Annotated in this window: 24 protein-coding genes and 1 pseudogene; 9 read left to right on the forward strand and 16 right to left on the reverse strand. The window is 73.1% G+C overall.

Features of this window, described 5'->3' with window-relative positions; translation table 11 throughout:
* Complete coding sequence (locus tag ACZ592_RS15770; RefSeq protein ID WP_471582103.1) at positions 1-597, reverse strand: hypothetical protein; 597 nt, start codon at positions 595-597, stop codon at positions 1-3.
* Positions 598-1,372: 775 nt separating this feature from the next.
* On the opposite strand from ACZ592_RS15770, the gene ACZ592_RS15775 reads away from it, so the two are divergent.
* The gene (locus ACZ592_RS15775; RefSeq protein WP_471582104.1) at positions 1,373-2,602 is read left to right on the forward strand and encodes a cation:proton antiporter; all 1,230 of its coding nucleotides are present in this window, start codon (positions 1,373-1,375) and stop codon (positions 2,600-2,602) included.
* Positions 2,603-2,682: 80 nt separating this feature from the next.
* Complete coding sequence (locus ACZ592_RS15780; RefSeq protein ID WP_471582105.1) at positions 2,683-3,771, forward strand: PucR family transcriptional regulator; 1,089 nt, start codon at positions 2,683-2,685, stop codon at positions 3,769-3,771.
* An 18-nt stretch (positions 3,772-3,789) separates the two neighbouring features.
* Here ACZ592_RS15780 and ACZ592_RS15785 read toward each other — a convergent pair whose 3' ends face one another.
* Together ACZ592_RS15785 and ACZ592_RS15790 are read right to left on the reverse strand one after the other, a co-directional pair.
* Positions 3,790-4,449, reverse strand: a complete 660-nt coding sequence (locus tag ACZ592_RS15785; protein WP_471582106.1) for a response regulator — start codon at positions 4,447-4,449, stop codon at positions 3,790-3,792.
* 2 nt (positions 4,450-4,451) lie between these two features.
* On the reverse strand, positions 4,452-5,489 hold the full coding sequence (locus ACZ592_RS15790; protein WP_471582107.1) for a HAMP domain-containing sensor histidine kinase: 1,038 nt from the start codon (positions 5,487-5,489) through the stop codon (positions 4,452-4,454).
* A 269-nt stretch (positions 5,490-5,758) separates the two neighbouring features.
* Here ACZ592_RS15790 and ACZ592_RS15795 point away from each other — a divergent pair, with 269 nt between their 5' ends.
* Positions 5,759-6,049, forward strand: a complete 291-nt coding sequence (locus ACZ592_RS15795) for a DUF3040 domain-containing protein (RefSeq protein WP_471582108.1) — start codon at positions 5,759-5,761, stop codon at positions 6,047-6,049.
* Positions 6,050-6,272: 223 nt separating this feature from the next.
* Entirely contained in the window at positions 6,273-6,815 is a 543-nt protein-coding gene (locus ACZ592_RS15800) for a GtrA domain-containing protein (RefSeq protein ID WP_471582109.1), read from the forward strand.
* 28 nt (positions 6,816-6,843) lie between these two features.
* On the opposite strand, the gene ACZ592_RS15805 is transcribed toward ACZ592_RS15800, so the two are convergent.
* The 8 genes from ACZ592_RS15805 to ACZ592_RS15840 form a co-directional block, all read right to left on the reverse strand.
* The gene (locus ACZ592_RS15805; RefSeq protein WP_471582110.1) at positions 6,844-7,092 is read right to left on the reverse strand and encodes a helix-turn-helix domain-containing protein; all 249 of its coding nucleotides are present in this window, start codon (positions 7,090-7,092) and stop codon (positions 6,844-6,846) included.
* The gene (locus tag ACZ592_RS15810; protein WP_471582111.1) at positions 7,092-7,676 is read right to left on the reverse strand and encodes a DUF2975 domain-containing protein; all 585 of its coding nucleotides are present in this window, start codon (positions 7,674-7,676) and stop codon (positions 7,092-7,094) included. Before ACZ592_RS15810 ends, ACZ592_RS15805 begins: the two co-directional genes overlap by 1 nt.
* 90 nt (positions 7,677-7,766) lie before the next feature.
* Positions 7,767-8,171, reverse strand: a complete 405-nt coding sequence (locus ACZ592_RS15815) for an STAS domain-containing protein (protein ID WP_471582112.1) — start codon at positions 8,169-8,171, stop codon at positions 7,767-7,769.
* A complete protein-coding gene (locus tag ACZ592_RS15820; protein ID WP_471582113.1) occupies positions 8,168-9,145 on the reverse strand; it encodes a cobalamin B12-binding domain-containing protein in 978 nt (325 codons plus the stop codon). Before ACZ592_RS15820 ends, ACZ592_RS15815 begins: the two co-directional genes overlap by 4 nt.
* Positions 9,142-10,827, reverse strand: a complete 1,686-nt coding sequence (locus ACZ592_RS15825) for a PP2C family protein-serine/threonine phosphatase (RefSeq protein ID WP_471582114.1) — start codon at positions 10,825-10,827, stop codon at positions 9,142-9,144. Before ACZ592_RS15825 ends, ACZ592_RS15820 begins: the two co-directional genes overlap by 4 nt.
* Positions 10,828-11,051: 224 nt before the next feature.
* The gene (locus ACZ592_RS15830) at positions 11,052-11,501 is read right to left on the reverse strand and encodes an ATP-binding protein (RefSeq protein WP_471582115.1); all 450 of its coding nucleotides are present in this window, start codon (positions 11,499-11,501) and stop codon (positions 11,052-11,054) included.
* A 13-nt stretch (positions 11,502-11,514) separates the two neighbouring features.
* Complete coding sequence (locus tag ACZ592_RS15835) at positions 11,515-11,949, reverse strand: STAS domain-containing protein (protein WP_471582116.1); 435 nt, start codon at positions 11,947-11,949, stop codon at positions 11,515-11,517.
* Between the two features lie 83 nt (positions 11,950-12,032).
* Positions 12,033-13,199, reverse strand: coding sequence for an amidohydrolase family protein (locus ACZ592_RS15840; RefSeq protein WP_471582117.1), 1,167 nt, complete (start codon positions 13,197-13,199; stop codon positions 12,033-12,035).
* A gap of 405 nt (positions 13,200-13,604) precedes the next feature.
* On the opposite strand from ACZ592_RS15840, the gene ACZ592_RS15845 reads away from it, so the two are divergent.
* The 5 genes and pseudogenes from ACZ592_RS15845 to ACZ592_RS15865 form a co-directional block, all read left to right on the forward strand.
* Positions 13,605-14,543 (forward strand): YihY/virulence factor BrkB family protein, encoded by a 939-nt coding sequence (locus ACZ592_RS15845; protein WP_471582118.1) that lies wholly within the window; start codon positions 13,605-13,607, stop codon positions 14,541-14,543.
* Between the two features lie 123 nt (positions 14,544-14,666).
* Complete coding sequence (locus tag ACZ592_RS15850; protein WP_471582119.1) at positions 14,667-15,161, forward strand: hemerythrin domain-containing protein; 495 nt, start codon at positions 14,667-14,669, stop codon at positions 15,159-15,161.
* An 87-nt stretch (positions 15,162-15,248) separates the two neighbouring features.
* Positions 15,249-15,641 (forward strand): DUF2267 domain-containing protein, encoded by a 393-nt coding sequence (locus ACZ592_RS15855; RefSeq protein ID WP_471582120.1) that lies wholly within the window; start codon positions 15,249-15,251, stop codon positions 15,639-15,641.
* Between the two features lie 32 nt (positions 15,642-15,673).
* Entirely contained in the window at positions 15,674-16,249 is a 576-nt protein-coding gene (locus ACZ592_RS15860; RefSeq protein ID WP_471582121.1) for a VanZ family protein, read from the forward strand.
* A gap of 275 nt (positions 16,250-16,524) precedes the next feature.
* A pseudogene (locus ACZ592_RS15865) lies at positions 16,525-16,623 on the forward strand (NAD-dependent epimerase/dehydratase family protein); the annotation flags it as partial.
* Between the two features lie 183 nt (positions 16,624-16,806).
* Here the strand turns inward: ACZ592_RS15865 and ACZ592_RS15870 are convergent.
* The 5 genes from ACZ592_RS15870 to ACZ592_RS15890 all read right to left on the reverse strand — a co-directional run bounded on the left by ACZ592_RS15870 (position 16,807) and on the right by ACZ592_RS15890 (position 23,799).
* Complete coding sequence (locus tag ACZ592_RS15870; protein ID WP_471582122.1) at positions 16,807-18,309, reverse strand: SulP family inorganic anion transporter; 1,503 nt, start codon at positions 18,307-18,309, stop codon at positions 16,807-16,809.
* Positions 18,310-18,718: 409 nt separating this feature from the next.
* A complete protein-coding gene (locus ACZ592_RS15875; protein WP_471582123.1) occupies positions 18,719-20,788 on the reverse strand; it encodes an iron ABC transporter permease in 2,070 nt (689 codons plus the stop codon).
* 4 nt (positions 20,789-20,792) lie between these two features.
* Positions 20,793-21,773 (reverse strand): ABC transporter substrate-binding protein, encoded by a 981-nt coding sequence (locus tag ACZ592_RS15880; protein ID WP_471582124.1) that lies wholly within the window; start codon positions 21,771-21,773, stop codon positions 20,793-20,795.
* Entirely contained in the window at positions 21,770-22,630 is an 861-nt protein-coding gene (locus tag ACZ592_RS15885) for an ABC transporter ATP-binding protein (protein WP_471582125.1), read from the reverse strand. The genes ACZ592_RS15880 and ACZ592_RS15885 overlap by 4 nt, the downstream gene beginning before the upstream one ends.
* A gap of 128 nt (positions 22,631-22,758) precedes the next feature.
* Positions 22,759-23,799, reverse strand: coding sequence for a hydroxyacid dehydrogenase (locus ACZ592_RS15890; protein WP_471582126.1), 1,041 nt, complete (start codon positions 23,797-23,799; stop codon positions 22,759-22,761).
* Between the last annotated feature and the right edge of the window lie 37 nt (positions 23,800-23,836).

Genomic DNA, 23,836 nt, shown 5'->3' on the forward strand with positions numbered 1-23,836 from the left:
TCAGAGTCCGCGGGGCGCGACCCAGAAGAACTCGCCGGCGTCGTCGTAGGCGTACAGCAGCGCGCTGCTGCCCGCGGTCAGCGTGCCCTCGCGCGCCTGCGGGTCCTGCCTGACCTGGACGAGGGAGACGGCACCGTCCCCGGCGGCGACCTCCGCCCGGCCGAAGGCCGCGTCCACCCGGCCGGTGCGGATCGTGCAGACCGACCCGATGAAGTCCTGCCGGGAAGCGCCCCGTTCGCCGGGGAAGAGTCTCGCGAGCGGTCGCACGAGAGCGCGTGCCGCCCACCAGGCGAGCGGGACGGAGACGGCCAGCAGGGCGATCTCGGCCGCGGCGCGTGCGAGTCCGGTCAGCCCCGACCGGCCGATGAGCACGGATCCGGTGAGGGTGCCGCACCACGCCACCACGACCGTCACGGAGACCGCCGCGGTGACCGGCACGCCGCCGAGTCCTGCCGCGTCGAGGTCGACGTCGGCGTCGAAGTGTTCCGCTTCGAGGCCGCCCACCAGGACGAGCAGCCAGAACCCGAGGACGACCACCAGGGCGGAGGTGAACAGGACGGCCGGAAATCCGGCTGCGGCGTCAAGAAACTCCGACATCCGCTCCCCCTCGCCCTCTCCGTACACGTCGACTCCGGTCCCGGTGCCGGATTCCGCTTCCGAGACCCGGCACCGGGACCAGCCCCCGTTCCTGCCTCACCCATCCTGGCCCGGGAGGCCGCCGGAGTTCACTGCCGCATTCCGGCAGTCTTTACGCGCTGTTGACGTCGAGCGCCGGGCACCAGACGCCCCCGGCACCTGTCTCACCGACTGTCCGGCCGGTCACCGGCCAATAGTTATGCCACGTATGCGAGTTAGGGCCGAATAGGGCTCTATGTCGTACGGTAAACTAACGATCAGTCGGGACGCTCCGTTGAGCGTGTTCCCGCTCATTTTTTGATGGTCGACATCACGGGGAGGCAGCACATGGACCGCACCGTCCACGCCCCCCGCCTGTGCACGGCCGACTTCTTCCGCGACCGCCGGGCCGTGTGCCCGTTCAGGGCAGTACGTGTCGACAACTCGGCACGCGACAGCGTTCCTGATAGTCGCCGCACCATGACGGGCGCCCCGCGCCACTGACGTCCGGGAGCCGCGCTCCCGTCCCGCCGTCGCGGCGCTGTCGTTCCCGGCCGCCCGACGGTCCCTCACCTCACCTGCCCTCGCGCCGCCGCGCCCGCCTCCCGCGGGCGAGGCACCCGCGCGTGTCCGGCCTGCACGGCGCCCCGGGTGCCGCACGTTCCCGTACACGCGCCACGCGCTGTCCGCGCCCGGCCACGGCCGGAGCGCGACGGGGCACTGACGCCATCGCCGAGTCACTCCGGAGGAGACGCCCGTGCACCACACCACCGCCCTGCTCATCGAGCTCGGGGCCATCATCCTCGCCCTGGGCCTGCTCGGCCGCCTCGCCGGGCGGGCGGGGCTCTCGCCCATCCCCCTGTACCTGCTGGTCGGGCTGGCCTTCGGGAACGGCGGCCTGCTGCCGCTCGGGGCGAGTGAGGAATTCATCGCCACCGGCGCCGAGATAGGCGTCATCCTGCTGCTCCTGCTGTTGGGCCTCGAGTACAGCGCGGGCGAACTGGTCTCCAACCTCAAGACCCAATACCCCTCCGGCGCCGTGGACTTCGTGCTCAACGCGCTGCCCGGCGCGGCCGCCGCACTGCTCCTCGGCTGGGGTCCCGTCGCGGCCTTCGCCATGGCGGGCGTCACGTGGATCTCGTCGTCCGGAGTCATCGCGAAGGTCCTCGGCGACCTGGGGCGGCTCGGCAACCGCGAAACCCCCGTCATCCTCGGCGTCCTGGTCATCGAAGACCTCGCCATGGCGCTCTACCTGCCGATCCTCACCGCCCTGCTCGCCGGCGCGAGCCTGTCCGGCGTCGGTCTGACCCTGCTCATCTCGCTGGGCACCGTCGGCGCCGTGCTCTACGTCGCCCTGCGGCACGGCCGACTGCTCAGCCGGGCCGTCTCCTCGAACAACCCCGAGCTGCTGCTCTTGGTCGTCCTCGGCCTGACCCTGCTGGTCGCGGGCTTCGCCCAGCAGCTCCACGTCTCCGCAGCCGTCGGCGCGTTCCTCGTCGGCATCGCCCTGTCCGGCAAGGCGGCCGAGGGCGCGGGAACCCTGATGAGCCCGCTGCGCGACCTGTTCGCCGCGGTCTTCTTCGTCTTCTTCGGCCTGTCGACCGACCCCGCCGCGATCCCACCGGTGCTCGTGCCCGCCCTCCTCCTGGCCGCCGTCACCACCTGCACGAAGATCGCCACCGGCTGGTACGCGGCCCGGCGCGCGGCCATGAGCACGGCGGGACGCTGGCGGACCGCGGGCGCGCTCGTGGCCCGCGGGGAGTTCTCCATCGTGATCGCCGGGCTCGCCGTCGGGACCGAGCCCCGCATCGGCCCGCTGGCCACCGCGTACGTCCTCGTCCTCGTCGTCGTCGGCCCGCTCGCCGCCCGCTGGACCGAGCCCCTGGCCCGCCGCCTCACCCGCCCGGCGACGCCTCCGGTGCACCTGCGCACCGTCGAGGCCGAGCGGACCGGCACCGAGGCGGCGGAGAGCGTGCCCACCGCCTGACCCCGCCGCCGTGCGCGACGGCGCGCGGCCGGACCACGAACCGCCGTTACCGAGGCCATCGCATCGACGAAGGAGACCAGATGACCATCCAGTCGATCCCCGGAAACCTGCTCGACGGCTACGCCGAGATCCTCGTCCGGGCCGCCGCGACCGGCCGCCGCCTGACCCGCGACGAGCTGGCGTCCCGCCGCGCGCTCGGCGTACGGGCCGCCACCGCCGGCTGCGCGTGGCGTGTCCTCGTGCGCGATTACCTGGCCACCACCCGCGCCCACTGCCCCGGCACGGGAGACGTGGGTCATTTCCTCGCCGCCGCGGAGCAGGCCATCGACGCGCTCGCCGAAGGCTACGAGCAGGCACAGCGCATGGCCGTGCGCCAACAGGAGTCCGCCCGGCGCGACTTCATCGACGACCTGCTGCACGGACGCGGCGACCTCGGCCATCTCGCCGCGCGGGCCGAGCGGTTCGGTCTGCTGCTCTCGCACGCCCACGCGGTGGCCGTCGCCGAGGGGGCGACCCCGTACGAGGAGACCGATCCCGTGGTCCGCACCGTCGAGAGCGAACTCGTCGGCCGCTTCGGCGACCGGCAGGTCCTGCTCACCACGCAGGACGGCCGGCTGGTCTGCGTCGCCTCCGCCCATCAGGGCGAGGTGCTCGACTTCTTCGCCAAGCTGGCCCACTGCGCCACCGACGGCGGGCGGGTCGCCGTCGGCCGGTCCAGGCCCGGACCCACCGGCGTCGGCCACAGCTACGAAGAGGCCCTCAACACGCTGGAGCTGTCCCTGCGCATGGGCTTCGACGAGCCGGTGCTGCGCGCGGCCGAGCTGCTGGTCTTCCCCGTGCTGGCCCGGGACCGGCAGGCCCTCGTCGACCTCGTCCTGACCACCCTCGGCCCGCTGGAGACGGCCAGGGGCGGGGCCGCTCCCCTGCTCGACACCCTGACCGCCTACTTCGACTCGGGCTGCGTGTCGGCGCAGGCTGCCCGCCGACTGTCCCTGAGCGTACGGGCCCTGACGTACCGTCTCGACCGCGTCCGCACCCTCACCGGCGCCGATCCCGCCGACCCCAGGGACCGCTACACGCTGCAGACGGCCGTCATCGGGGCGCGCCTGCTCGGCTGGCCGGGCACCGAGCTGTGGGAATGTTCGTCTCCCGGGGCCGGCTCCCGCTGACGTCACGGCTCTGGGGTGCTAGGGCTCGATCAGGCCGGAGCGGATGGCGTAGCGGGTGAGTTGGAGGCGGTCGCGCATGCCGAGTTTCTGCAGCAGGTTGGCGCGGTGGCGTTCGACGGTCTTCGGGCTGATGAACAGCAGGGCCGCGATCTCCTGCGACGTCCGCCCCTCGGCGACGAGCTTGAGGATTTCCTCCTCGCGGTCGGTGATGGCCTTGGCGGGGAGCGCGGCTCCCTCCTCGGCCCGGTCGAGGTAGTTGCGGATGAGGGCGTTGACGGCACCCGGGTAGATGAACGGCTCGTCGCGCATGGCTCCCCGGCACGCTTCGACCAGGTCGCGGTCGGCGGCGGACTTGAGGACGTAGCCGCAGGCACCGGCCCGCAGCGCTTCGAAGAAGTACTGCTCGTTGTCGTACATGGTCAGGATGAGGATGCGCATCTCCGGCCGCAGACCGGCGAGTTCGCGGGCCGCCTGCAGGCCGGTGAGGCGGGGCATGGCGACATCGAGGATCGCCAGGTCCGGCTGTTCGGCGCGAGCCTTCTCGATGGCTTCGGCGCCGTCGCCCGCTTCCGCGACGACGCTCAGGTCCGGTTCACCGTCGAGGATGAGCCTGACTCCGCGCCGGACGAGCGCGTGGTCGTCCGCGAGCAGGATCCTGGTCGTGACGGGTGCGGTCATGGTCACTCACCCCGCTTCCGGTCCGGTGCCGCGGGCTTCCCGTTCGGCACTTCGGGCTCCTGGCCCGGCGCTTCGGGCTTCCCGTTCGGCGCTTCGGGCTCCCGGTCCGGTACTTCGAGGCGGACCTCCGTGCCGCCCTCGACCCGTGCCGCGAGAGTGAGGTCGGCGCCGATGAGCAGGGCGCGTTCCCGCATGCCGCGCAGGCCCGCCCCTTCCGGCGCCGCCCCGATGCCGCGGCCGTCGTCCTGGAGGAGCAGGGTCAGCGCGTGCGGGCCGCGGCGCAGGGCGAGCTGGGCACGGCGGGCGCCGGAGTGGCGGACGATGTTGGTCAGGCCCTCCTGGGCGACACGGTAGAGAACGAGCTCGACGTCCGAGGCGAGGCGGGGCAGCGCGCCGTCGACGTGACACTTGACGGACAGGTGCCCAGGGGTGGTGGTCTCGTTGGCCAGGGCCCTGAGCGCGCTGGTCAGGCCCAGTTCCTCCAGGACGCCCGGGCGCAGTCTGCGGGCAATGCGCCGGATCTCGTCCAGGCTGGACCGGGTGGTCTCCTGCACCTGGTGCAGTTCGGTCCGCAGTCCGGCGGGAGCCCGGTCGGCGACCCGCTTGAGTTCGAGCAGGACCACGGTGAGCGTCTGCCCGATCTCGTCGTGGAGTTCCTGGGCGATCCTGCGGCGCTCGGCCTCCTGCGCGGACAGGGCGAGGCCGCTGCTGGCGGCGCGTTCGGTCTCCAGGCGGTCCAGCATCGCGTTGAACGTCCTGATGAGACCGGCGACCTCGCCGTGCCCGGCCACCGCGGGACGCTGCCCGGGACGCAGCAGGTCGGTGGTGGTCATCGCCCGGGTCAGCCGCTGCAGCGGCGCGAGACCGATCCGCAGCAGCGCGGCGTTGGCGATCAGCATCACGGCGAGCCCGGCACCGAGGATCACCGCCTCGGTGAACAGCACCGGCGTGGAGACGGTGACCGGCCCCAGCAGGAGCAGGATGGCGGCCGCGAACAGCACGAAGGCGTTGAGCAGGAAGATCCGCCAGTACAGGGACACGGACGTCGGGGCTCCTCGTGATCGGCGCGGGGCTTGTACCGGCCAGGATGTGTGTCCGCGCGCCGCGCTGTCCATCGGTGCCGACACCCATTCACGCCGGGTCACCGCCGGCGTTCGCCCCCGGTCGCCGCAGGTCGTCTACAGGTTCGCCCCTGCCCGATATGGGTGTCCGCACCGATGGTGACCGCCGGGTGCCGCGGCGGACCGTAGAGCCCCAGAGTCCGCCCCGGCCCCCGCGCGGCCCGGCGGACCGGTCCGGGAGGAGGGCCATGACGCACGACGACGACAGCAGGCTCGGCGACATCGAGGCGGGCCTGGAACGCGAGGACCCCGACTTCGCCCGTGCCCTGCAGGACGGCCGCCCGTGCCGGCCGCGCGAGTACCGGCACCGGCGCGCCTGGCTCTCCCTCGCCGTCGGCGCGGGCTGCCTGGGCCTCGGGGTCGCCCTCGGCCACGGCCTGCTCCTCGCGACCGGACTGGTCATCGCCGGGGCCTCGGCCTCCTTCTTCGACCCGCACCGGCGCCGCCCGGGCGGTGAGGCACCACCCGTCGACCTGTGACCCGCGGGATGGCACCAGGCCCGCCCGAGCCCCTGAGCTGCACCTTCATACCCGAGGAGCCATCCCTGGAGCCACCGTGACGCCAGGGATGCCATGCGCGGCACCATAAATAACTCCACATGGCGCCACTCGTGTGCCATGATGGCGCCACGAACAGCGCACCTCTCGGCCTCACCGCCCGGGGGTGCGCGTTTCACGGAGTGACCATCAACGGGGGCGGATCATGGGGACTGCACAGAGACACGAACACGGACACACACCGGCGTCGCCCGGCGCCTTCACCGCCTTCGCCCGCTTCGCGCTCTGCGGCGGCGGGGTGGGGGTCGCCGCCAGCTTCGCCGTGACGGCGCTCGCCTCCTGGACCCCGTGGATCCTGGCCAACGCCCTGATCACCGTGGTCTCCACGGTGCTCTCCACCGAGCTGCACGCCCGCTTCACCTTCGGTGCGGGAGGGCGCGCGACCTGGCGCCAGCACACGCAGTCGGCCGGTTCCGCGGCAGCCGCGTACGCGGTGACGTGCGCAGCGATGCTCGCCCTTCAGCAGCTGACGGCGGCACCCGGCGCGGCACTCGAACAGGTCGTCTACCTGTCCGCCTCCGCGCTCACCGGTGTCGCCCGGTTCGCGGTGCTGCGACTCGTCGTCTTCGCACGCGGCCGCACCCGGACCACGGCTCCGGCCCCGGTCCGCGCCACCCGTCCGGTGCGCGCGGCCGTGGCCCGCGCCTCGGCCCCGGCGGATCCCGCGACCCTCTGCCCGGCCGCGTAACCCCGACACACCTCGACGCGGGGGAGCCTCAGCCCGCGCCACCCCGGTCCACCCCGTCCGGGTCGTGCGTGATCAAGTCGCCCGGCTGGCAACGGAGTACGTCGCAGATCCTCGACAGGGTCGAGAAGCGGATGGCCTTGGCCCGCCCGTTCTTGAGCACGGAGAGGTTGACGACCGTGATGCCCACCTGCGCGGACAACTCGGTCAGCGTCATACCGCGTTCGGCGAGCACCCGGTCGAGATGGATGCGGATTCCGTGGAGTTCCTCGTCGGGCATCAGATGGTCCCTTCAAGGTCCTCTCTCATGCGCACGCCCTCCCGCATGATCTTGCCCAGGATCACCGCGGCCAGGCCGGCGACGATCAGGACCATCGGGCCGGAGAACGTCACCTCGGACCCCACCATCGGCGCCATGCTCCCGACGAGCCAGGACTGCGACCAGCCGACGACGAGGCCGGCCACCGGCGTGCCCGCGGCGACGACCCAACCAAGGACGGAGAGGCGCCGGGCGACGTCGTCGGTGAACGGACCCCGCAGCAGGACGGCGTCCAGCAAACGGGAGAAGAGCAGCAGCGCGAGGCAGCCGAACAGCAGCCAGGGCAGCGCCCCACCGAGGTCGGCGGCGCGCTGCGCCGCCGAGGGGTGGTCCTGACACAGGCGCGTCACGCTGCCGGACGCCTCCACGCCGTCGCCGAGCGACAGTTCGTCCGCCAGCGAGGCGTTGGCCCACATGCCCGTCTCCGCGCAGACCGCGCCGTCGTCGAGCAGGTGTGTGATCCCCTTGCCGACGAAGGCGAGCCCGCAGATCACCGCCAGCGCGAGGGTCACCGAGGCCAGAATCCTCGTCAGTCGCGTGTTCATCGTTCCCCTGTCCACCATGTCCCCAACCCATCGTTTTTCGATATGCCAACCCTAGGGGGCATATCGATAATCGACAAGTCCGTGGCGCGCCTAGCCCGGCGCCCCCGGCGACTCCCCGGCCGCCCGGCCCGCCCCCGCGCTCCGGCGCGGCCCCCCGCCCGCCGTGAGGTGGTCGAGGGTGCCCGTGAGCTGGAGCAGGCGTTCCAGGCAGAGCGGGCGGTGCTCGATGCGCAGGAGGACGCCGTGCGCGTCGGCGACGCGACGGACCATCAACAGGGCGGCCAGGCCCATCGAGTCGATGAACGTCAACCCTTCGACGTCAAGCCGCACTTGGTCGACCGCGTGCCCGCCGGCGCGGGCTCGGTCGAGGCGGTCGCGGACGGTGGCCACGAGGTCCTCGGTCACGCCGTATTCCAGGCTGCCGCCCACGTGGACGGTCACGACGCCCTGGTGGAACCGGGCGTGCAGGGTGAGAGGGGAGACGGGGCGGGTCATGCGTTCTCTCCGGTGTCGGGGCCGGCGCTCGGGCCGGTACTGGGGCCGGTGCTGAGGCTCCCCTGCCGAACGCCGAGGGCGCGTCGCGTGCTTTCCAGTACGCGCGTGGCGCGCGGGAAGTCGGACAGTCGGCGGCCCAGGACGTCCGGGGCGAGGAGCAGACTGCGGGCGGGCACGTGCCGTGCGGTGAGGATGTCCGCCGTCCAGTCGAGGAACCTGCTGAAGAGCTCGCCGCGGGCGCGGGCCACCATCGAGTATTCCTGGTCGATGAGGTGCGGCAGATCGTCGACGGCCTGATGGAGCGTCATCTTTGGTCGCTCCAGGCCTTGTTCGAGCAGGACGGCGGCATCGCGCGCGTCGGCCGCCCACGCGTCGGCGCCGAGGACCTCCGCGTACCTGCCGCCCGGGCCGAAGGCCGCGCCGCCGACGAGCACCGGCACCCCGATCGCCCGGCAGGCGGTGAGCGCCGCATGGGCGGCGGGGAGGTTCGTCGGGATCGACGAGGCCAGCGCGACCGCGTCCGGCACGTCCTGGTGCAGGTGCCTGACCAGGTGCGGGGTGGGGGTGTGCGCGCCGAGGAAGTCGACCTGCCAGCCGCGCGGGCGCAGCACCTCGGCGAGCAGTCGCGCGGGCAGCGCGTGCCACTCCCCGTCCACGCAGGCGATGGTGATGCGTCTGCCGCGCCGCGGGGTGCCGACGGGCACCGCACCGGCCCCTCCCGTGAGGGTGATGACGCGTTCGTCGATGGCCGTCGCCGCGTGCTCCTGGGCGACGCTGATGCGGTTCGCCGCCCATGCGACGCCCACCCGCTCCTGCACGGGGGCGATGAGGTCGAGCAGGACGCTCTCGTACGGGGTGCCCGCCTCGACCGCGGCCCGCACGATACGGGCGGCCCCGGCCTCGTTCCCGTCGCGCACGTCGTGCCACAGCTGGGCGCGGGCCCGTTCGAGCGGGTCCCGGGTGGGGGCGGTCATCCGGTGTACCTGCCTCGGGTGTGTCCGTCGACGGCGCTGAGGTGCTGGTGGCGCGGCACGGCCATGGCGACCACGGCCATGTCGTCGTGCGGCCCCCGGCCCACCCACTGCGACGCCAGCATCTGCACCCGCTCGACGACGGCCTCGGCCATCATGCCGAAGCACTCCGACAGCGCCCACGACAGCCGTTCCCGCCCGAACATCTCCGTGCCGAGCGGCCCGCCCCTGGCTTCGACGATGCCGTCGCTGAAGAGCAGGCACACCTCGCCCGGCTTGAGGCGTACGTGCGCCGTGCTGGACGTGACCTCCGGCAGGGCGCCGATCAGCGTGCCCTTGGTGTCGGCCTCGGCCACGGTGCCGTCCGCCCGGGCGATCAGCGGCGCCGGGTGGCCGGCGCTGGTGACGCGCAGGTCGGCGCCGTTGCCGCGGCGGACCACGGAGGCCAGCGCCAGCGTGGCGAACCGGGTGTGTTCGGTCTGCAGCAGCGATTCGTTGAGCAGGCCGAGCAGTTGCTGGTGGTCGTGTCCCATCGGCCGCAGCGCCTGCACCGTGTTGCGGATCTTGCCGGTGAGGGCGGCCGCTTCGAGGCCCTTGCCGCAGACGTCGCCGAGGACGGCCAGCGTCTCGTCGTCCTCGGTCCGGCCCGCGTGCACGTCGTAGAAGTCGCCGCCGACGTCCTCGCTCGCGCCCGCGGCGAGGTAGCCGCCCGCGTACTCCACTGCGTGCACCGCGTGCAGGTCGGGCGGCAGCAGATCGCTCATGAGCGTGCGGGAGATGGCGCTCTGCTCCGCGTAGAGCCGCGCCGCGGAGACCGCCGCGCCCGCGCGGGCGGCGAAGATCCGGGCGAAGAGCTCCTCGGCCTCGGTGAACGCACCGCGGTCCGTGGACCGCAGCAGCATCAGGACGCCCGCAGGCACCCCGTGGCCGGGCAGGGGCGTGATCACCACCGAGCAGACGGGTCCCGTGAAGTGCGCGGGCACCGCCCACTCCGGCAGCGAGGTGGGGTCGATCCACCGCGAGGGCACCGGCGGGAAGCCCTGCATCGCCTCGCTGAGGCCGGGCACCTCGGCCAGGTCGACCGGGAGGGTGGTGTGCGTGACCTCCCCGGACGGTCCGGTGTACGTCACGGGGTACACGTTGCCGCGTCCCGGCGCGATCACCAGGGCGGCGTCGCACAGATGTCCTGCCGCCACGGCGGCCGTCACTTCCATGCACCGCTCGACGTTGAGCGACACCAGTAGTTGCTGGGAGACGTCGGCGAGCAGCGCCGTGCGTCTGCGCTCCGCGCGGAGTTCGTCCTCCGCCCTGCGCCGGCGCGTGTCCTCCGCCAGCCACCACGCCCAGTGCCGGTCGTCGAGACGGGCCGGCCTGGCCTCGAAGCTCCGCTCGCCGATCCCGCCGCGCGCGACGTCCGGCTCCCGCCTCGTCTGGGCGGGCAGTCCGGGCCGCGTGTCCTGGCCGACCAGCCGCGCGTGCGCGTCGGCGAGCCACCGCGGTGCGGCCCCGTCCAGGGCGGTGCCGGACCGCGCGCCCGGCAGGAGGAGCCGTCCGGTCTCGTTCGTGGCCGCGATCCGGCCCGCCTCGTCGGCGACGAGCACGGGGTGCGGCGCGGTGGCCCAGGCGTCGGTGAGGTCCGGCGGCACGGTGCGTGTCGTCGTGCCGGCCTGTTTCGGTGCGTTCATGTCGAAGGGCACGCGGCGCGAGCCCTCACCCCCTTCCGGAGCGTCAGCGGGCGCAGGACGACCGTCTCGCTTCTTCACCGGAAGCGCCAAACCATCAGGGGGATTTCACCCCATTGGTGAGCGTCTGTGATGCGGAGACCGGCAAGCGCGCGAGCATCAGGCACCCGTTCGAACCGAGGGGGAGGTCTCTCCGCGCGCCGATCGGTCCAGCGGCGGGGAGCCGGTCAATTCAGCGGCAGGGATACGGTGATGAGCTTGCCGTTCCGGCCGAGGACGAGGGTGATCTCGCCGGCCAGCTGACGGACGAGGGGCCAGCCGTACCCGCCCTCGACGCCCGCCCGCGCATGCCGCGCGTCGGCGTTCCGCGGCTGGGGAAGGTCGGCCGAGCGGTCGCCCACGGTCACCCGGATGTCCCGGGCCCGTGCGCTGACCTCGAACCGGGTGACTCCGCCGCCGTGCCGCAGGGCGTTGGTGAACAGTTCGGAGACGACGAGCAGGATGTCGGCGAGGGCGCGTTCGTCGATCACGGACCCGTGGCGGTCGGCCCGCTCCCGCAGGACACTCACCACCTGTCCGCGCGCTTCGCCCGCCGTCGCCGGGAGCGGCGGGGTGCCGGGGCACGATGCCGGGACCGTGCTCTCGCTCGGCCAGTCGGACGGTGCGTGGGGACTCACTCGCAGGCTCCCCTCACCGGGCCGCCGACAGGGCCGACTCGAGGTCCTCGGAGAGATCGAAGAACTCGGCGGTGCCCGTCACGTCGAACAGTCGGCGCACGACCGGCAGGAAAGGGCCGCACACCACCAACTTGCCGTCCACAGCGCGGTGTTGGCGCTGCGACTCCAGCAGTACGTGCAGCACCGAGGAGTCCGCGAAGTCCAGGCCCGAGAGGTCGAGCACGGTACGGAGGGCCAGTTGTCCGCCTTCGTCTCCGCGGGAACCCGCCGGCCGGGGTACACCTGCCCCGGCCTCGGACGCCCGGAGCAGGGCGCCCTCCAGAGCGCCCACGTTGTCGGCGTCCAGATATCCGGCGGCGGCCACCACAGAGACCTCGCCGTGCCGCGCCACCGTGAGCTCCGCCGCCTCATGCTGCATCTTCACACCGCTCTTCGAGCCGTCCGTCATGGGCACCCCCCTTGGCCGGGCTCAGGAACACCCGATGTGGACCGTGGTACCCGAGCGATTCTATGTACCCCGTGCCCGCCGCCCTACGCCCTCACCCGTCCCGCCGACACCACGGTGCCGATCCGCAGCAGCGCGTCCAGGTCGGCCAGCGGGTCGCCGTCGACGAGAAGCAGGTCGGCCCGGAAGCCGGGGGCGATGCGCCCGGTCACCTCGCCGAGCCCGAGGGCCTCGGCGGTGTACCGGGTGGCCATGGTGAGGATCCGGCTGTTCGGCACGCCGAGGTGGGCGTAGAAGGAGAGCGCGCCGGGCAGTCCGTCGAAGCCCGTCCGCTGGACCCCGGCGTCCGTGCCGAGGATGATCCTCGCCCCGGCCTCGGCCATCTGCCGGACCTGGTCGAACATCGTGGCCGCGCGTGCCTCGCCGAACACCTGGGGGAGCATGCGCCAGTGCGGGCTGACGGTCAGGCTGACCGCGATGCCCGCGTCGATGATGCGGTCCAGGACGTCGGGCCTGAGGTCGAAGCCGCTCTCGGTCATCCAGGTGCAGTGCTCCAGGGTGTCGACTCCGGCGTCGACCGCCGTGGCGATCGCGTCCGCGCCGTGGGCGTGCGCGGCGACCGGCAGCCCCGCGGAGTGCGCCTCGTCGACCAGGGCGTGCAGTTCCGCGCGGGAGAACTGGCTCTGCCAGCTGCGCGGCCCGTCCTTGGTCAGCCCTCCTCCGCTGGTCATGACCTTGATGACGGCGGCGCCCGCGTCGGCGTTGCGCCGGACCAGGTCGCGCACCTGCCGCTCGCCGGAGACCTCGCCGCCCAGGAAGTGGCAGTGCCCGCCGGGCGGGGTCGCGGGGGTGCCGGCCGCGAGGACACGCGGCCCTGCCAGGTGGCCCGCGTCGATCTCGGCGGCGACGCGGAGGGCGAGATGACCCCGGTCCCCGAGGTCGCGCGCCGTCGTGACTCCGGCGCGCAGCAACTGGCCGGCGCGCTCGCACATCTGTCCGTAGAGGACCTCGTCGCTCTGCCGCAGGCCCGCGACGGGGTCGGTGCCGCCGTCGAAGATCAGGTGTACGTGGGAGTCGATGAGGCCGGGCAGCAACGTGCCGGAGCGGTCGAGGCGCGGCACACCGGGGCCGGCGAGGCGGTCGAGCTCGTCGGCGGCGCCGACTGCGGTGATCGCGTCGCCCTCGACGAGGACGGCGCCGTTCTCCAGGTAGGTGCCTTCGTCCGTCAGCACCCGGTCCGCGGTGATCAGCATCGGACCATTCTCCCCCGCCGCCGGGGCGACGGGCCGGGTGTACGGGGCAGTGCCCGTCATGGGCTAAGATCAATACTGCTTCCTCACGCCGGACTTCCGGCCGGGGACACGCGTTGGTCGTCCAAGGAAAGACGCCCCGCTTCCTGCGGGGAAATGCAGGTGCAAGGCCTGCCCAGCGCTCCGGACAAGCCCTGGACTCCGTACGCGGACGTCCGGGGCTTCTGTCGTCCCCGGGCCCGTGCGGCCTCGGGTGCCTGAGGAAAACCGCCCCCGCCCTCACCGTCACACGACCTCGCGCGGCGTGTCCAAGCAGTCGCGGGCCCGAGTGGGGGAACAACCCGAGCAGGGGAACACGGGAACAAGAAGGTGGCTGCCGCGCCGCCGCAGGCAAGAAGGAGCAGCCCCATGGAGAGTTCACCACCCACCGTGCACGGCGTACCCGCCCGGCTCCCGCACGGTCGCGGGGCGGACTCCTCCCCCACGGCCCCGGCCGACGGCGCCTCCTCGGCATGGGCGCTGCGGCGCACCGCCCTGCGCCGCACCCCCGTGTCGATGTGGGACGACGACGTGTCGGACTGGGCGGCGGCGCTGACGTACTACGCGATCCTCTCCCTGCTCCCCGCGATGCTCGTCTCCGTCAGCCTCATCAGTCTCGTCAGTCCCTCCACGACCCAGGCGCTCATCGCCGAGGTCACCGACTGGGCGCCCGCGGAGTCGGGCCGCTCCCTTCACTCGGCGCTCAGCGAGATGGCGGACGCGCGCTCGGCGGCGCTCACGGTGGTGATCGCCGGAGGCGTCAGCGCGATTTGGTCCGCCTCCAGCTACTCGGCCGTGTTCCGGCGGGCGCTGCACGCGATGCACGGGGTCGAGGACACCCGGCCCGCGCTGCGCAAGGCGCACCGCGTCTTGATGACCGCGGTCAGTCTGCTCGCCCTGCTGGTCGCCAGCGCGCTGCTGCTCGTGCTCAGCGGCTCGCTCGCCGAGAGCGTGGGCCGCAGCGTCGGGCTCGGCGGCGCGGGCCAGACCGCGTGGGCCGTCCTGCGGTGGCCGGCCCTGCTCTGCCTGGTGGCGCTCCTCGTCCTCGTCCTCTTCCGCAACGCGCCGCCCGCGGCCCGCGGCTGGCGCCACATCCTGCCCGGCGGGCTCCTCGCCGCGCTGCTCTGGCTGCTCTCCTCGGGCCTGTTCACGGTGTACGCGTCGGGGTTCGGCACGTACGGCAAGCTGTACGGCTCGCTCGCGGGCGTCGTCGTCTTCCTGGTGTGGCTGTGGGTGTCCAACCTGGCGCTGCTGGCGGGGGCCCAGTTCACGGTGGAGATGGAGCGCGCGCGGGCCGCCGCGGGCTGACATGCGGGCGGGGTGCCCGCTTCCGCCGTCCGGGCGAAGTCTCTACGCGAGGGGCGTACGGCAGGCATCAGCCCGCCGAGGCCGGGTATCGGAGGCAGAACGGACCAGAGAGGCAGGCATCCGATGCACCCGTCACAGGACGTGGTCGAGCTGATCCTCAAGGACCACCTGATCGCGGGAGATCTGCTGCGTCAGCTGCGCGACGGCATGGAGACCGTCCGCGGGCACGCGCTGCACGAGTTCGCGGGGCTGTACGTCGCCCATGTGCGGGCCGAGGAGGCCGAGGTCTATCCCGTGCTCACGGAGCACGAAGGCATCGACGGCCGCGTCATCGAACGCGGTGTCGTCGCGCACGAGGAGGGTGCCGAGGCGCTGCTCGACCTGTTCGAGGCGCATGCGGCGTCCCCGCACGCCTGGGACGCCAGGGTCGACGAGCTCGTCATGGCGGTGACCGAATACACGCGGGAGACGGAGACGACGCTCCTCGTGGACACCCGCGAGAGCGTCACACGCGCGTGCCGGGTCCAGCTGGGCGCGGCCTACGCCGAGGAGCGCGGCCGGCAGTTGAGGGCGCGCTGCGGCGACATCGACAACGTACGCAGCATCGTTCGCGCCTGACCGCACGGCAACCGCGATCGGGGCCGAGGCCGTGGCCGGGGCCCGGTCGCCGCCGGGGTCGGTCGAGGCCACGAGTGGGGACTCAGCATGAGCACAACCTTGGAAGCACTGCTGGACCAGGTGCAAGAGCGAGGTGACTTCACCAGCCGGCAGCAGGCGGCGGGAGCCGTGGAGAACGTACTGGTCATCCTGGGCGCCCACTTGGTGGGCGACGACCGCACGGACCTGGCCCGGCTGCTGCCCGCCCAGTGCGGGCCCCTCCTGGAGGAGACGGAACCGGCCGGCGAACCGCTGACGCCCGTGGAGTTCGTCGACGCGGTGGCCTCGCGGACCGACGGTGACGCGCCCGGTGCGCGGCGCGCCGTCACCGCCGTGCTCGGCACGCTCGCGGAAGAGGCGGACGACGCGCTGCTGCGTCGCATCCTCACCCAGCTCCCGCCGGGACACGCGGGGCTGTTCGGCCGTACCGACCCGACCTGAGCGACTGGGGCACTGAATTCGTGGAGGAACTGATGGCACGAGCACGTCGTTCAGCAGGTCGGCCGAAGGACCCGGGCGCCTACGCCGACGAGGCGATACCCCGGCGTACGGCCCCGGCGTCACCGCTGGTGCGGGTGGTGACGATGCTGGTGGCGTTCGCCGCCATGGTCGGGTTCGCGGTGGTGCTCGCCCGGCTGACCCTGGAGCCGTCCGCGTCGTCCGAGGCCCTGACGCACAGCAACTTCACCCCGGGCGACTCCATCGGCGACTACCTCGGGCAGCCCGCCTTCCGTGACACCGTCAAGCAGCTCGGCGGGAACATCCTGCTCGGCGTGCCGTTCGGGATGCTGCTGCCCGTGGTGCTGCCCCGCACGCGCGGGCTCATCCGGGTCGGGCTGGCCACGGCGGTGACGATGGTGCTGGTCGAGCTGGCGCAGGGCGCGTTCGTGACCGGCCGCACCTTCGACATCGACGACGTCATCCTCAACACGACGGGCGCCCTGCTGGGTTACCTGCTGCTGGGGCGCCGCCTGGGGCGGGCCGTTCATCCGCGGCGGCACCACTGGTGGCACCGCTTCACCCGGCGGGACGCACGCCCCGGCGTATGACGCCTTTCGGGGCGCTGGGCGCGCGGGCGGGACGCCGGCGGCCTCGAACAGCAGACAGCCGGCCGCGCCGCACCGGCCGCCGCGCGCGAGCCCGGCGGCCACCACCGCGCGCCCGATGACCTCGAAGGGCCGCGTGCCCCCGGCACCACGGAGGAGGGCTCTTCGCCGAGGCCTTCGTCAGGGGCCTCCGGCCGAGGTCCTGCGGAGCGGTGACGTGCCTGCCCGGCGCGGCTGTCGCGCGCGGGGCGCGGGGCGCGGGACCTGGCGTGCGAGGCATGCGTGTACGGGTCACCGGCGGGGCCGGGTCCATCGGATCCCGTGTCGTCGAGGCGCTCGCGGCGCGCGGGCACGAGCCCGTCGTGTTCGACGTGCGCGGCCGGACGACGGCGGGGGCGGCCCGGGGGCCGCGCCTGGCGCTGCTCGCCCTCGCCGCGCTGCTCGCCCTGCTCGCGGCCGACCTGTCCGGGACGAGCAAGGCGGAGACGGAACGCATCCGGCCGCCGTGGCCCTGCTCGTCAACCACCCGCTCCAGACGGGCTGGTGACGGACCGCTCCCGTCAGGCGAGCTCTCCGCTGAGGCTGCCGTGCATCCTGGCACTGTCCTCGTTCAGGCCGGTGATCTCGACGCTCTTGCCGCGCTGCGCGTACTTGGCGGTGACCGCGTCGAGGGCCGCCACGGACGAGGCGTCCCAGATGTGCGCGGCGGAGAGGTCGATGACGACCTTGTCGGGGTCGGTGGCGTAGGCGAAGCGCGTGACCAGGTCGTTGGAGGAGGCGAAGAAGAGCTCGCCGGTGACCGCGTAGACGACCTGGGTGCCGTCGGGGTCGACGACGGCCGTGACGTCGGCGAGGCGGGCGACGCGCTTGGCGAAGATGACCATCGCCGTGATGGTGCCGACGACCACGCCGATGGCGAGGTTGTGCGTGGCGACCACGACCGCGACGGTGACCACCATGACGGTGATCTCCCCCGCGGGCATCCGCCTCAGGGTCTTCGGGGCGATGGAGTGCCAGTCGAAGGTGGCCGCCGAGACCATGACCATGACGGCGACCAGGGCGGCCATCGGGATGTCGGAGACGACGGGGCCGAAGACGATGCAGAGCACCATCAGGAAGGCGCCCGCCAGGAACGTGGAGAGGCGGGTGCGGGCACCCGACACCCGTACGTTGATCATCGTCTGGCCGATCATGGCGCAGCCGCCCATGCCGCCGAAGAAGCCGGTGACGATGTTGGCGATGCCCTGCCCGATGGACTCGCGGGTCTTGGAGGAGTGGGTGTCGGTGATCTCGTCGACGAGCTTGGCCGTCATCAGGGACTCCATGAGGCCGACCAGCGCCATCGCGAGGGCGTAGGGCGCGATGGTGGTGAGGGTGTCCAGGGTGAACGGCACGTCGGGCAGGCCGGGCACCGGCAGCGAGGAGGGCAGCTCGCCCTTGTCGCCGACGGTCGGCACCGCGATCCCGGCGGCGACGGTGATCACGGTGAGGATGACGATGGAGACGAGCGGCGCGGGGACCGCTTTGGTGATCTTCGGGAAGAGCACCATCAGGGCCAGGCCGCCGATGATCAGTGGGTAGACGGCCCACGGCACGTCGTGCATCTCCGGGACCTGGGCCATGAAGACGAGGATCGCCAGGGAGTTGACGAAGCCGACCATCACGCTGCGTGGCAGGAACCGCATGAGCTTGGCGACGCCGAGCGCGCCCAGCACGATCTGGAACACACCGGCGAGGATGACGCCGGCGATCAGGTGGCCGAGGCCGTGCTCGCGGTTGAGCGGGGCGGTGACCAGGGCGACGGCGCCGGTGGCCGCGGAGATCATCGCGGGGCGCCCGCCGACGAGGGCGATGGTGACGGCCATCGTGAACGAGGCGAACAAGCCGATCGCCGGGTCGACCCCGGCGATGATCGAGAACGAGATCGCCTCGGGGATCAGCGCGAGGGCGACCACGAGGCCGCCGAGGACCTCGGTGCGGAAGACCTTCGGGGAGAGCCAGGACGGGCGCGGAGGGCGGAGGCCGCGCAGCCGTTCGGCCGCGGACGGTGCGGAGGATGACAAGGGAAGCGGAACCTGTCGTACTCGGGCACGCCCGGCGTCACCAGGGGGCGTGCGGAGGAGCGCGGAGAACCGGACGGCGTCCGCGGGGCCCGCGGGCGCGGACCGGAAGGCACGGGGCGGCGGCCCGGTCCCTGCGAGGACCGGCGCCGCTCAGGGGCGAAGGGTCACGGCGGGCAGGCGGCGGCGCGGCCGGTCAGGGGCATGCGCACGCTTCTCTCCCGCGGACTTCGTTCTTCGCCGGGGGCTCCGTCGGCCCCGACGCGGCTGTCGGGGCGGCGGCTCGCGGCCGTACGCTCCGGACGAGCGTTCACTCTACGGCAGCGCGGCACGCCCGCCGGACGGGCGGACAGGCGGACGGGCGCTTCCGCCGCGCACCGTCCGGTTCTCGTCCGACGTCCGTCCGGCCCCGCTACCCGCGGCGGCTGCGTACGAGCAGGTACAGGAAGTACGGCGTGCCGATCACGGCCGTCATGAGTCCCGCGCCGAGCTGGGCCGGCGCGATCGCGGTACGGCCGACCAGGTCGGCGGCGCACACCAGGATGGCGCCGAGGAGAACGGCGACCGGCACCACCCGTACGTGCTGGCGGCCCACGAGGGCCCGCGCGGCGTGCGGCGCGACGAGTCCGACGAAGCCGATCGTGCCGGCGGCGGCCACGGCGGTGGCGCTCAGCAGGACGCTGAGGAGGAGGAACGCCAGGCGTCCGCGGCCCAGGTCGAGGCCGAGGAGCCTCGGGGTGTCCTCGTCGAGCGAGACGAGGTCGAGTTCGGTGCGCCGGGTGACGGCGACGGCGAGGCCGACGGCGAGGACGATCGCGAGGGGCACCACGTCGGGCAGGGTCCGCCCGTAGGTGGAGCCCGCGAGCCAGGTGAGCGCCTTCGTCGCGTTGAACGGATCGGTCAGGATGATCAGCATGCTGATGACGGCCGCGGAACCGGTGGCCACGCCGAATCCGACGAGGACGAGGCGGTTCTGCTGGAACCCGCCGCGCGCCGCGAGGCCGAAGACGAGGACCGAACCGACCGCGGCGCCCGCGAACGCCCCCGCCGCGATGCTCCACGAACCGGCCGTGGGCACCGTCGTCACGAGGAGTACGGCACCCACCGCGGCGGCGTTGGTCACCCCGAGGACGCCGGGTTCGGCGAGGGGGTTGCGCGTCACGGCCTGGATGAGTGTCCCCGCCAGCGCGAGGGCCGCGCCCGCGAGCAGGGCGGCGAGAACGCGCGGCACCCGGGTGTCCAGGACGAAGGAGACGGTCTGACCGGCCCTGCCCTGCGCCCAGTTGACGACGTCGCCGAGAAGCAGCTTGCTGTCGCCGATGAGCACGGCGGCGATCGCGAGGCCGGCCAGGACCGCCACCAGGGCGATCGTCGTGGTGATGAAGACGGCCCTGCCGCGGATCCGCAGCCGGTCGGTCGGGGCGGCGCCCGCCGTGTCCTTGGCCCGCGCCGCCATGACGATCAGGAAGACGGCGCCGACCAGGCTGGTGACGACGCCGGTCGGCACGGCGACGGCGGTGTCCGAGGGCACGACGGCGCGCAGCAGCACGTCGGAGCCGAGCACGAGCGCCGCTCCGGCGAGGCCCGCGAAGGGCAGCCGCGCCCGCGAGCGGGTGAACGCGCGGAACCTGCGGGCGAGCGGGCGCACCAGGGCGGGCGCGCACAGACCGACGAAGCCGACGGGCCCTGCCAGGGTGACGGCGGCGGTGGAGAGCAGCGCGGACAGGGTGACGGCGATGACGCGGGTGGAGCGCACGGGCACGCCGACGCCGTGCGCGGCGTCGTCGCCGAGGGCCAGGGCGTCGACCCGGCGGGCGAGCAGGATCAGGCCGACGAGGCCGACGACGGCGATGGGCAGCATGTGCAGCACGCCGTCGAAGCCGTTCTGCGCGATGCTGCCCTGGTTCCACTTGTAGAGGCCCTCCGTCTGCTGGGGGAACAGCAGGAGCAGGCCCTCCGTGACGGCGGTGAGGCCGAAGGTGAGGGCGCTGCCGGCGAGGACGAGCCGGACCGTGCCCGCGCCGAGGCCCGAGAGTCCAAGGACGACGGCCGCCGCCGCGAGCCCGCCGACGAAGGCGACGCCGGAGGAGGCGAGGAGCGGCAGCGAGATGCCGGTGGCGGCCGCCACGCCGAGCGCCAGGTAGGAGCCGGCGTTGACGGCGAGGGTGTCGGGCGAGGCGAGGACGTTGCGGCTGACCGCCTGCAGGGCGGCGCCCGCCATGCCGAGCACGGCGCCGACGAGCAGTCCCGCGGTCATCCTCGGCAGCCGGGAGGCGATGACGACGGATCCGTCGGCCGGGTCGGCGCGGCCGGTGAGCGCCTTCCACACCTCGGGCGGGCCGACGGCGGCCGTGCCCTGGGTGATGTCCACGACCGCGAGGGCCGTGACGAGGAGGACCAGTGCGGCCGTCACCGCGGCCGCGCCCGTACGGGAGGCGGCTGTCGACGGACGGGTGGCGGGGGTGGTTGCGGTGACGGCCATGGTGTTACTTCTTCAGCGCCTCGACGACGGCGTCGACGTACTGGTTCATCGACGCGGTGCCGCCGAACATCCAGATGCCGTCGGACAGCCGGTGCACGTTGCCCTTCTTGACGAACGGCAGCGACGTCCAGACCTTGTCCTTCTTCAGGACGCCGGAGAACGGGTTGCTCCCCTTGTCGCCGTCGTTGCCGATATAGGCGAACTGCACGTCCTCGTCGAGCTTGGTGAGGCCCTCGACGTCGGTGGCGCCGAGGCCGTAGGCCTTGTCGCCCTTGACGGACCAGTCGTTCTTCAGGCCGAGCTTCTCGTTGACGGCGCCGAGCAGCGAACCGCCGGTGTACGGCCGGATCGAGGTCTGGTTGCCGGTGACGTAGCCGTCGGCGAAGGCGAACTTCGCGCCGGCGTGACCGGCGGCGGCGAGCTGCTTCTTGCCCGCGGCGAGCTTCGCCTCGAAGTCCTTCTTGAGCTCCGTGGACCGCTCGGTGGTACCGGTGGCCTTGGCGAGGAGGTCGAGGTTCTCCGTCATCTGGCCGATCGGGTCACCGGCATCGGCGGGACGCAGGTTGAGGACCGGGGCGATGTCGCGCAGCTGCTTCACGGCGGCGGCCGGCAGGTCGGTCGTGGCGATGATGAGGTCGGGCTTGAGGGACGCGATGGCGTCCATGCTCGGCTCGCCGCGCGTGCCGACGTCCTTGGGGTCGTTCTTCAGCGGGGCGGCGGTGTCCCAGGTCTTGTAGCCCTTGACGTCGGCGACGCCGGTCGGCTCGACGCCGAGGGATATCAGGCTCTCGACGGCGTTCCACTCGGTGCCGACGACCTTCTTGGCGGGGCCGTTCAGCTTCACCTTCGTGCCGGTGCCGTCGGTCAGGGTCATGGCCCCGGCGGACTTCTTGGCGTCGTCGGCGGCGGGCTCGGTGGTGCCGCAGGAGGACAGGGCGAGGGCCGCGGCGGTGACGGTCGCCGCGGTGAACAGGAGGCGTCTCATGAGGTGGTGCTGAGCCTTTCGCTTCGCGCGTGGTGGCGGCCGACGGCGCGGGTGCGCAGGCGGCCGGTGAGGGGGTCGGCGTCGACTTCGATACGGATGCCGTACGTGTCGGTGAGCCGCCGCGGGGTGAGTACGTCGTGGGGGTCGCCGTCCGCGACGACCCGTCCCTCGTCGAGCAGGAGGATCCGGTCGGCGATGGCCGCGGCCTGGTCGAGGTCGTGCAGGACGGCTCCGACGGCGATGCCGTGGTCGTCGGCCAGGTCCCGCATGAGGTCGAGGAGTTCGACCTGGTAGCGGAGGTCGAGGTGGTTCGTGGGCTCGTCGAGCAGGAGCACGCCCGTCTCCTGGGCGAGGCAGCCGGCGAGCCACACGCGCTGGAGCTGGCCGCCGGACAGGTGCTCGGCCCCGCGTTCGGCGAGGTCCGCCACGCCCGTCATGGCGAGCGCGCGGTCCACCGCGGCCCGCCCGCCCGGGTCGGCCTTCCCCCAGCGGCCACGGTGCGGGTAGCGGCCGAACTCGACCACGTCCCGCACGGTGAGCCCGCTGGGCGTGGGGCGCCCCTGCGTGAGCAGGGCGACGTGCCGGGAGAACTCGCGGGGGCTCAGGGCCAGGCCGTCGGTGTCGCCGTCGATGACGAGCGTGGCGGTCCGGGGGCGCTGCAGGCGCGCGAGCGTGCGCAGCAGCGTCGACTTCCCGCTGCCGTTGGGGCCGACGAGGACGGTCACCTCGCCCGGCTTCAGGGTCATCGAGGCGTCGTGGACGACGTCGACGCCTTCGTACGCCACGGTGACGCCCGTGGCCGACAGTTCATGACCCTGGGGGCGCGTGGCCTCGGCGGTCTCTTCACCTACATGCACGTCGCAGAGGTTAGCCTAACCTTAGCTAAGGGCGAAACAGGCCCCCAGGTACCGGACGCAAGGGGGAATTCGGCCAGGTTCATGCCAGGGCCGTCCATACCAGGTCCCTCCGTGCCGGGCCCGTTCGTTCACGCCAGGTACGGCAGCCTGTCGCGCAGGACGGGATGGGCGAAGCCCTGACCGGCCGCCCAGCGCCGCACCTCGTCCACGGCGCAGTCCGCGAGGCGTGCCCACTCATTGCCCTGGGACCCCGCCAGGTGCGGGGTGAGCAGGGCGTTCCCGGTGTCCCACAACGGGTGGCCGGGCGGCAGGACTTCCGGGTCCGTGACGTCGAGCACCGCACGGATCCGGCCCTCGGTCACCGCCTCGGTGAGCGCCGCCTGGTCGACGACCGCGCCCCGTGCGGTGTTGATGAGCACGGCGTCCGGGCGCATCGCCGCGAGCAGGTCGCGGCCGACCAGGCCACGGGTGGCGGGCAGCAGCGGAGCGTGGACGCTCACGGTGTCGGCGCGCGCGAAGAGCTCGGCGAGCGGGACGAGTTCCACGCCCAGCTCGACGGCCTCCTCCCGCGACACGTACGGGTCGTGCAGCAGGACCCGCAGGTCGTAGGGGCGCAGCAGTTCGACGACACGGCGCCCGATCATCGAGGCGGACAGAATGCCCACCGTGCGGCGGTAGTTGCCGGTGGTGCGGGGCGTGCGCGCCCAGTCCACCCCCGCGCGGCCGGTCCGGAAGTCGCGGGCGCTCTCCAGGACGCGCTTGCCGGTGAGCAGGATCATCGCGACGGTGTACTCGGCGACGGGCAGCGCGTTGGCGGCCGCGGCCGACGACACCTCGATGCCGCGCTCCCAGCACGCCTCGGTGACGTGGCCCCGCACGGAGCCCGCCGTGTGGACCACGGCGCGCAGGCCGGGGGCGCCCGCGAGCACCTCGGCGGTGAGCGGTGGGCAGCCCCAGCCGGTGACCAGGAGTTCGGTGTCGGCCAGTGCGGCCTTCGCCCGTTCGGTGCCGAAGTCGTCCAGCGCGGGCGGCGGTCGGAGCGTGGTGATCCGGTCCAGGTCCGCGAGGGTCCGCGGCTCCAGGACCGCGGCGGCGGCCTCCGGCGACATGGCGAGCGCGGTACGGGGCGGGCGGGTCGGTGACGTCTTCTCCTCGCGGAGCGGTGACATGTTCCTCCTCCTGGGGCGGGCGGGGCGGCGGGGCGGG

This window comes from Streptomyces sp. NPDC040622 (assembly GCF_055593965.1).

Excerpts from the sequence above, each read along its gene's own strand:
- ACZ592_RS15770 (WP_471582103.1), bottom strand. The coding sequence starts at position 597 with ATGTCGGAGTTTCTTGACGCCGCAGCCGGATTTCCGGCCGTCCTGTTC.
- ACZ592_RS15780 (WP_471582105.1), top strand. The coding sequence starts at position 2,683 with ATGACCATCCAGTCGATCCCCGGAAACCTGCTCGACGGCTACGCCGAG.
- ACZ592_RS15785 (WP_471582106.1), bottom strand. The coding sequence starts at position 4,449 with ATGACCGCACCCGTCACGACCAGGATCCTGCTCGCGGACGACCACGCG.
- ACZ592_RS15795 (WP_471582108.1), top strand. The coding sequence starts at position 5,759 with ATGACGCACGACGACGACAGCAGGCTCGGCGACATCGAGGCGGGCCTG.
- ACZ592_RS15800 (WP_471582109.1), top strand. The coding sequence starts at position 6,273 with ATGGGGACTGCACAGAGACACGAACACGGACACACACCGGCGTCGCCC.
- ACZ592_RS15805 (WP_471582110.1), bottom strand. The coding sequence starts at position 7,092 with ATGCCCGACGAGGAACTCCACGGAATCCGCATCCATCTCGACCGGGTG.
- ACZ592_RS15810 (WP_471582111.1), bottom strand. The coding sequence starts at position 7,676 with ATGAACACGCGACTGACGAGGATTCTGGCCTCGGTGACCCTCGCGCTG.
- ACZ592_RS15815 (WP_471582112.1), bottom strand. The coding sequence starts at position 8,171 with ATGACCCGCCCCGTCTCCCCTCTCACCCTGCACGCCCGGTTCCACCAG.
- ACZ592_RS15820 (WP_471582113.1), bottom strand. The coding sequence starts at position 9,145 with ATGACCGCCCCCACCCGGGACCCGCTCGAACGGGCCCGCGCCCAGCTG.
- ACZ592_RS15825 (WP_471582114.1), bottom strand. The coding sequence starts at position 10,827 with ATGAACGCACCGAAACAGGCCGGCACGACGACACGCACCGTGCCGCCG.
- ACZ592_RS15835 (WP_471582116.1), bottom strand. The coding sequence starts at position 11,949 with ATGACGGACGGCTCGAAGAGCGGTGTGAAGATGCAGCATGAGGCGGCG.
- ACZ592_RS15840 (WP_471582117.1), bottom strand. The coding sequence starts at position 13,199 with ATGCTGATCACCGCGGACCGGGTGCTGACGGACGAAGGCACCTACCTG.
- ACZ592_RS15845 (WP_471582118.1), top strand. The coding sequence starts at position 13,605 with ATGGAGAGTTCACCACCCACCGTGCACGGCGTACCCGCCCGGCTCCCG.
- ACZ592_RS15850 (WP_471582119.1), top strand. The coding sequence starts at position 14,667 with ATGCACCCGTCACAGGACGTGGTCGAGCTGATCCTCAAGGACCACCTG.
- ACZ592_RS15855 (WP_471582120.1), top strand. The coding sequence starts at position 15,249 with ATGAGCACAACCTTGGAAGCACTGCTGGACCAGGTGCAAGAGCGAGGT.
- ACZ592_RS15860 (WP_471582121.1), top strand. The coding sequence starts at position 15,674 with ATGGCACGAGCACGTCGTTCAGCAGGTCGGCCGAAGGACCCGGGCGCC.
- ACZ592_RS15875 (WP_471582123.1), bottom strand. The coding sequence starts at position 20,788 with ATGGCCGTCACCGCAACCACCCCCGCCACCCGTCCGTCGACAGCCGCC.
- ACZ592_RS15880 (WP_471582124.1), bottom strand. The coding sequence starts at position 21,773 with ATGAGACGCCTCCTGTTCACCGCGGCGACCGTCACCGCCGCGGCCCTC.
- ACZ592_RS15890 (WP_471582126.1), bottom strand. The coding sequence starts at position 23,799 with ATGTCACCGCTCCGCGAGGAGAAGACGTCACCGACCCGCCCGCCCCGT.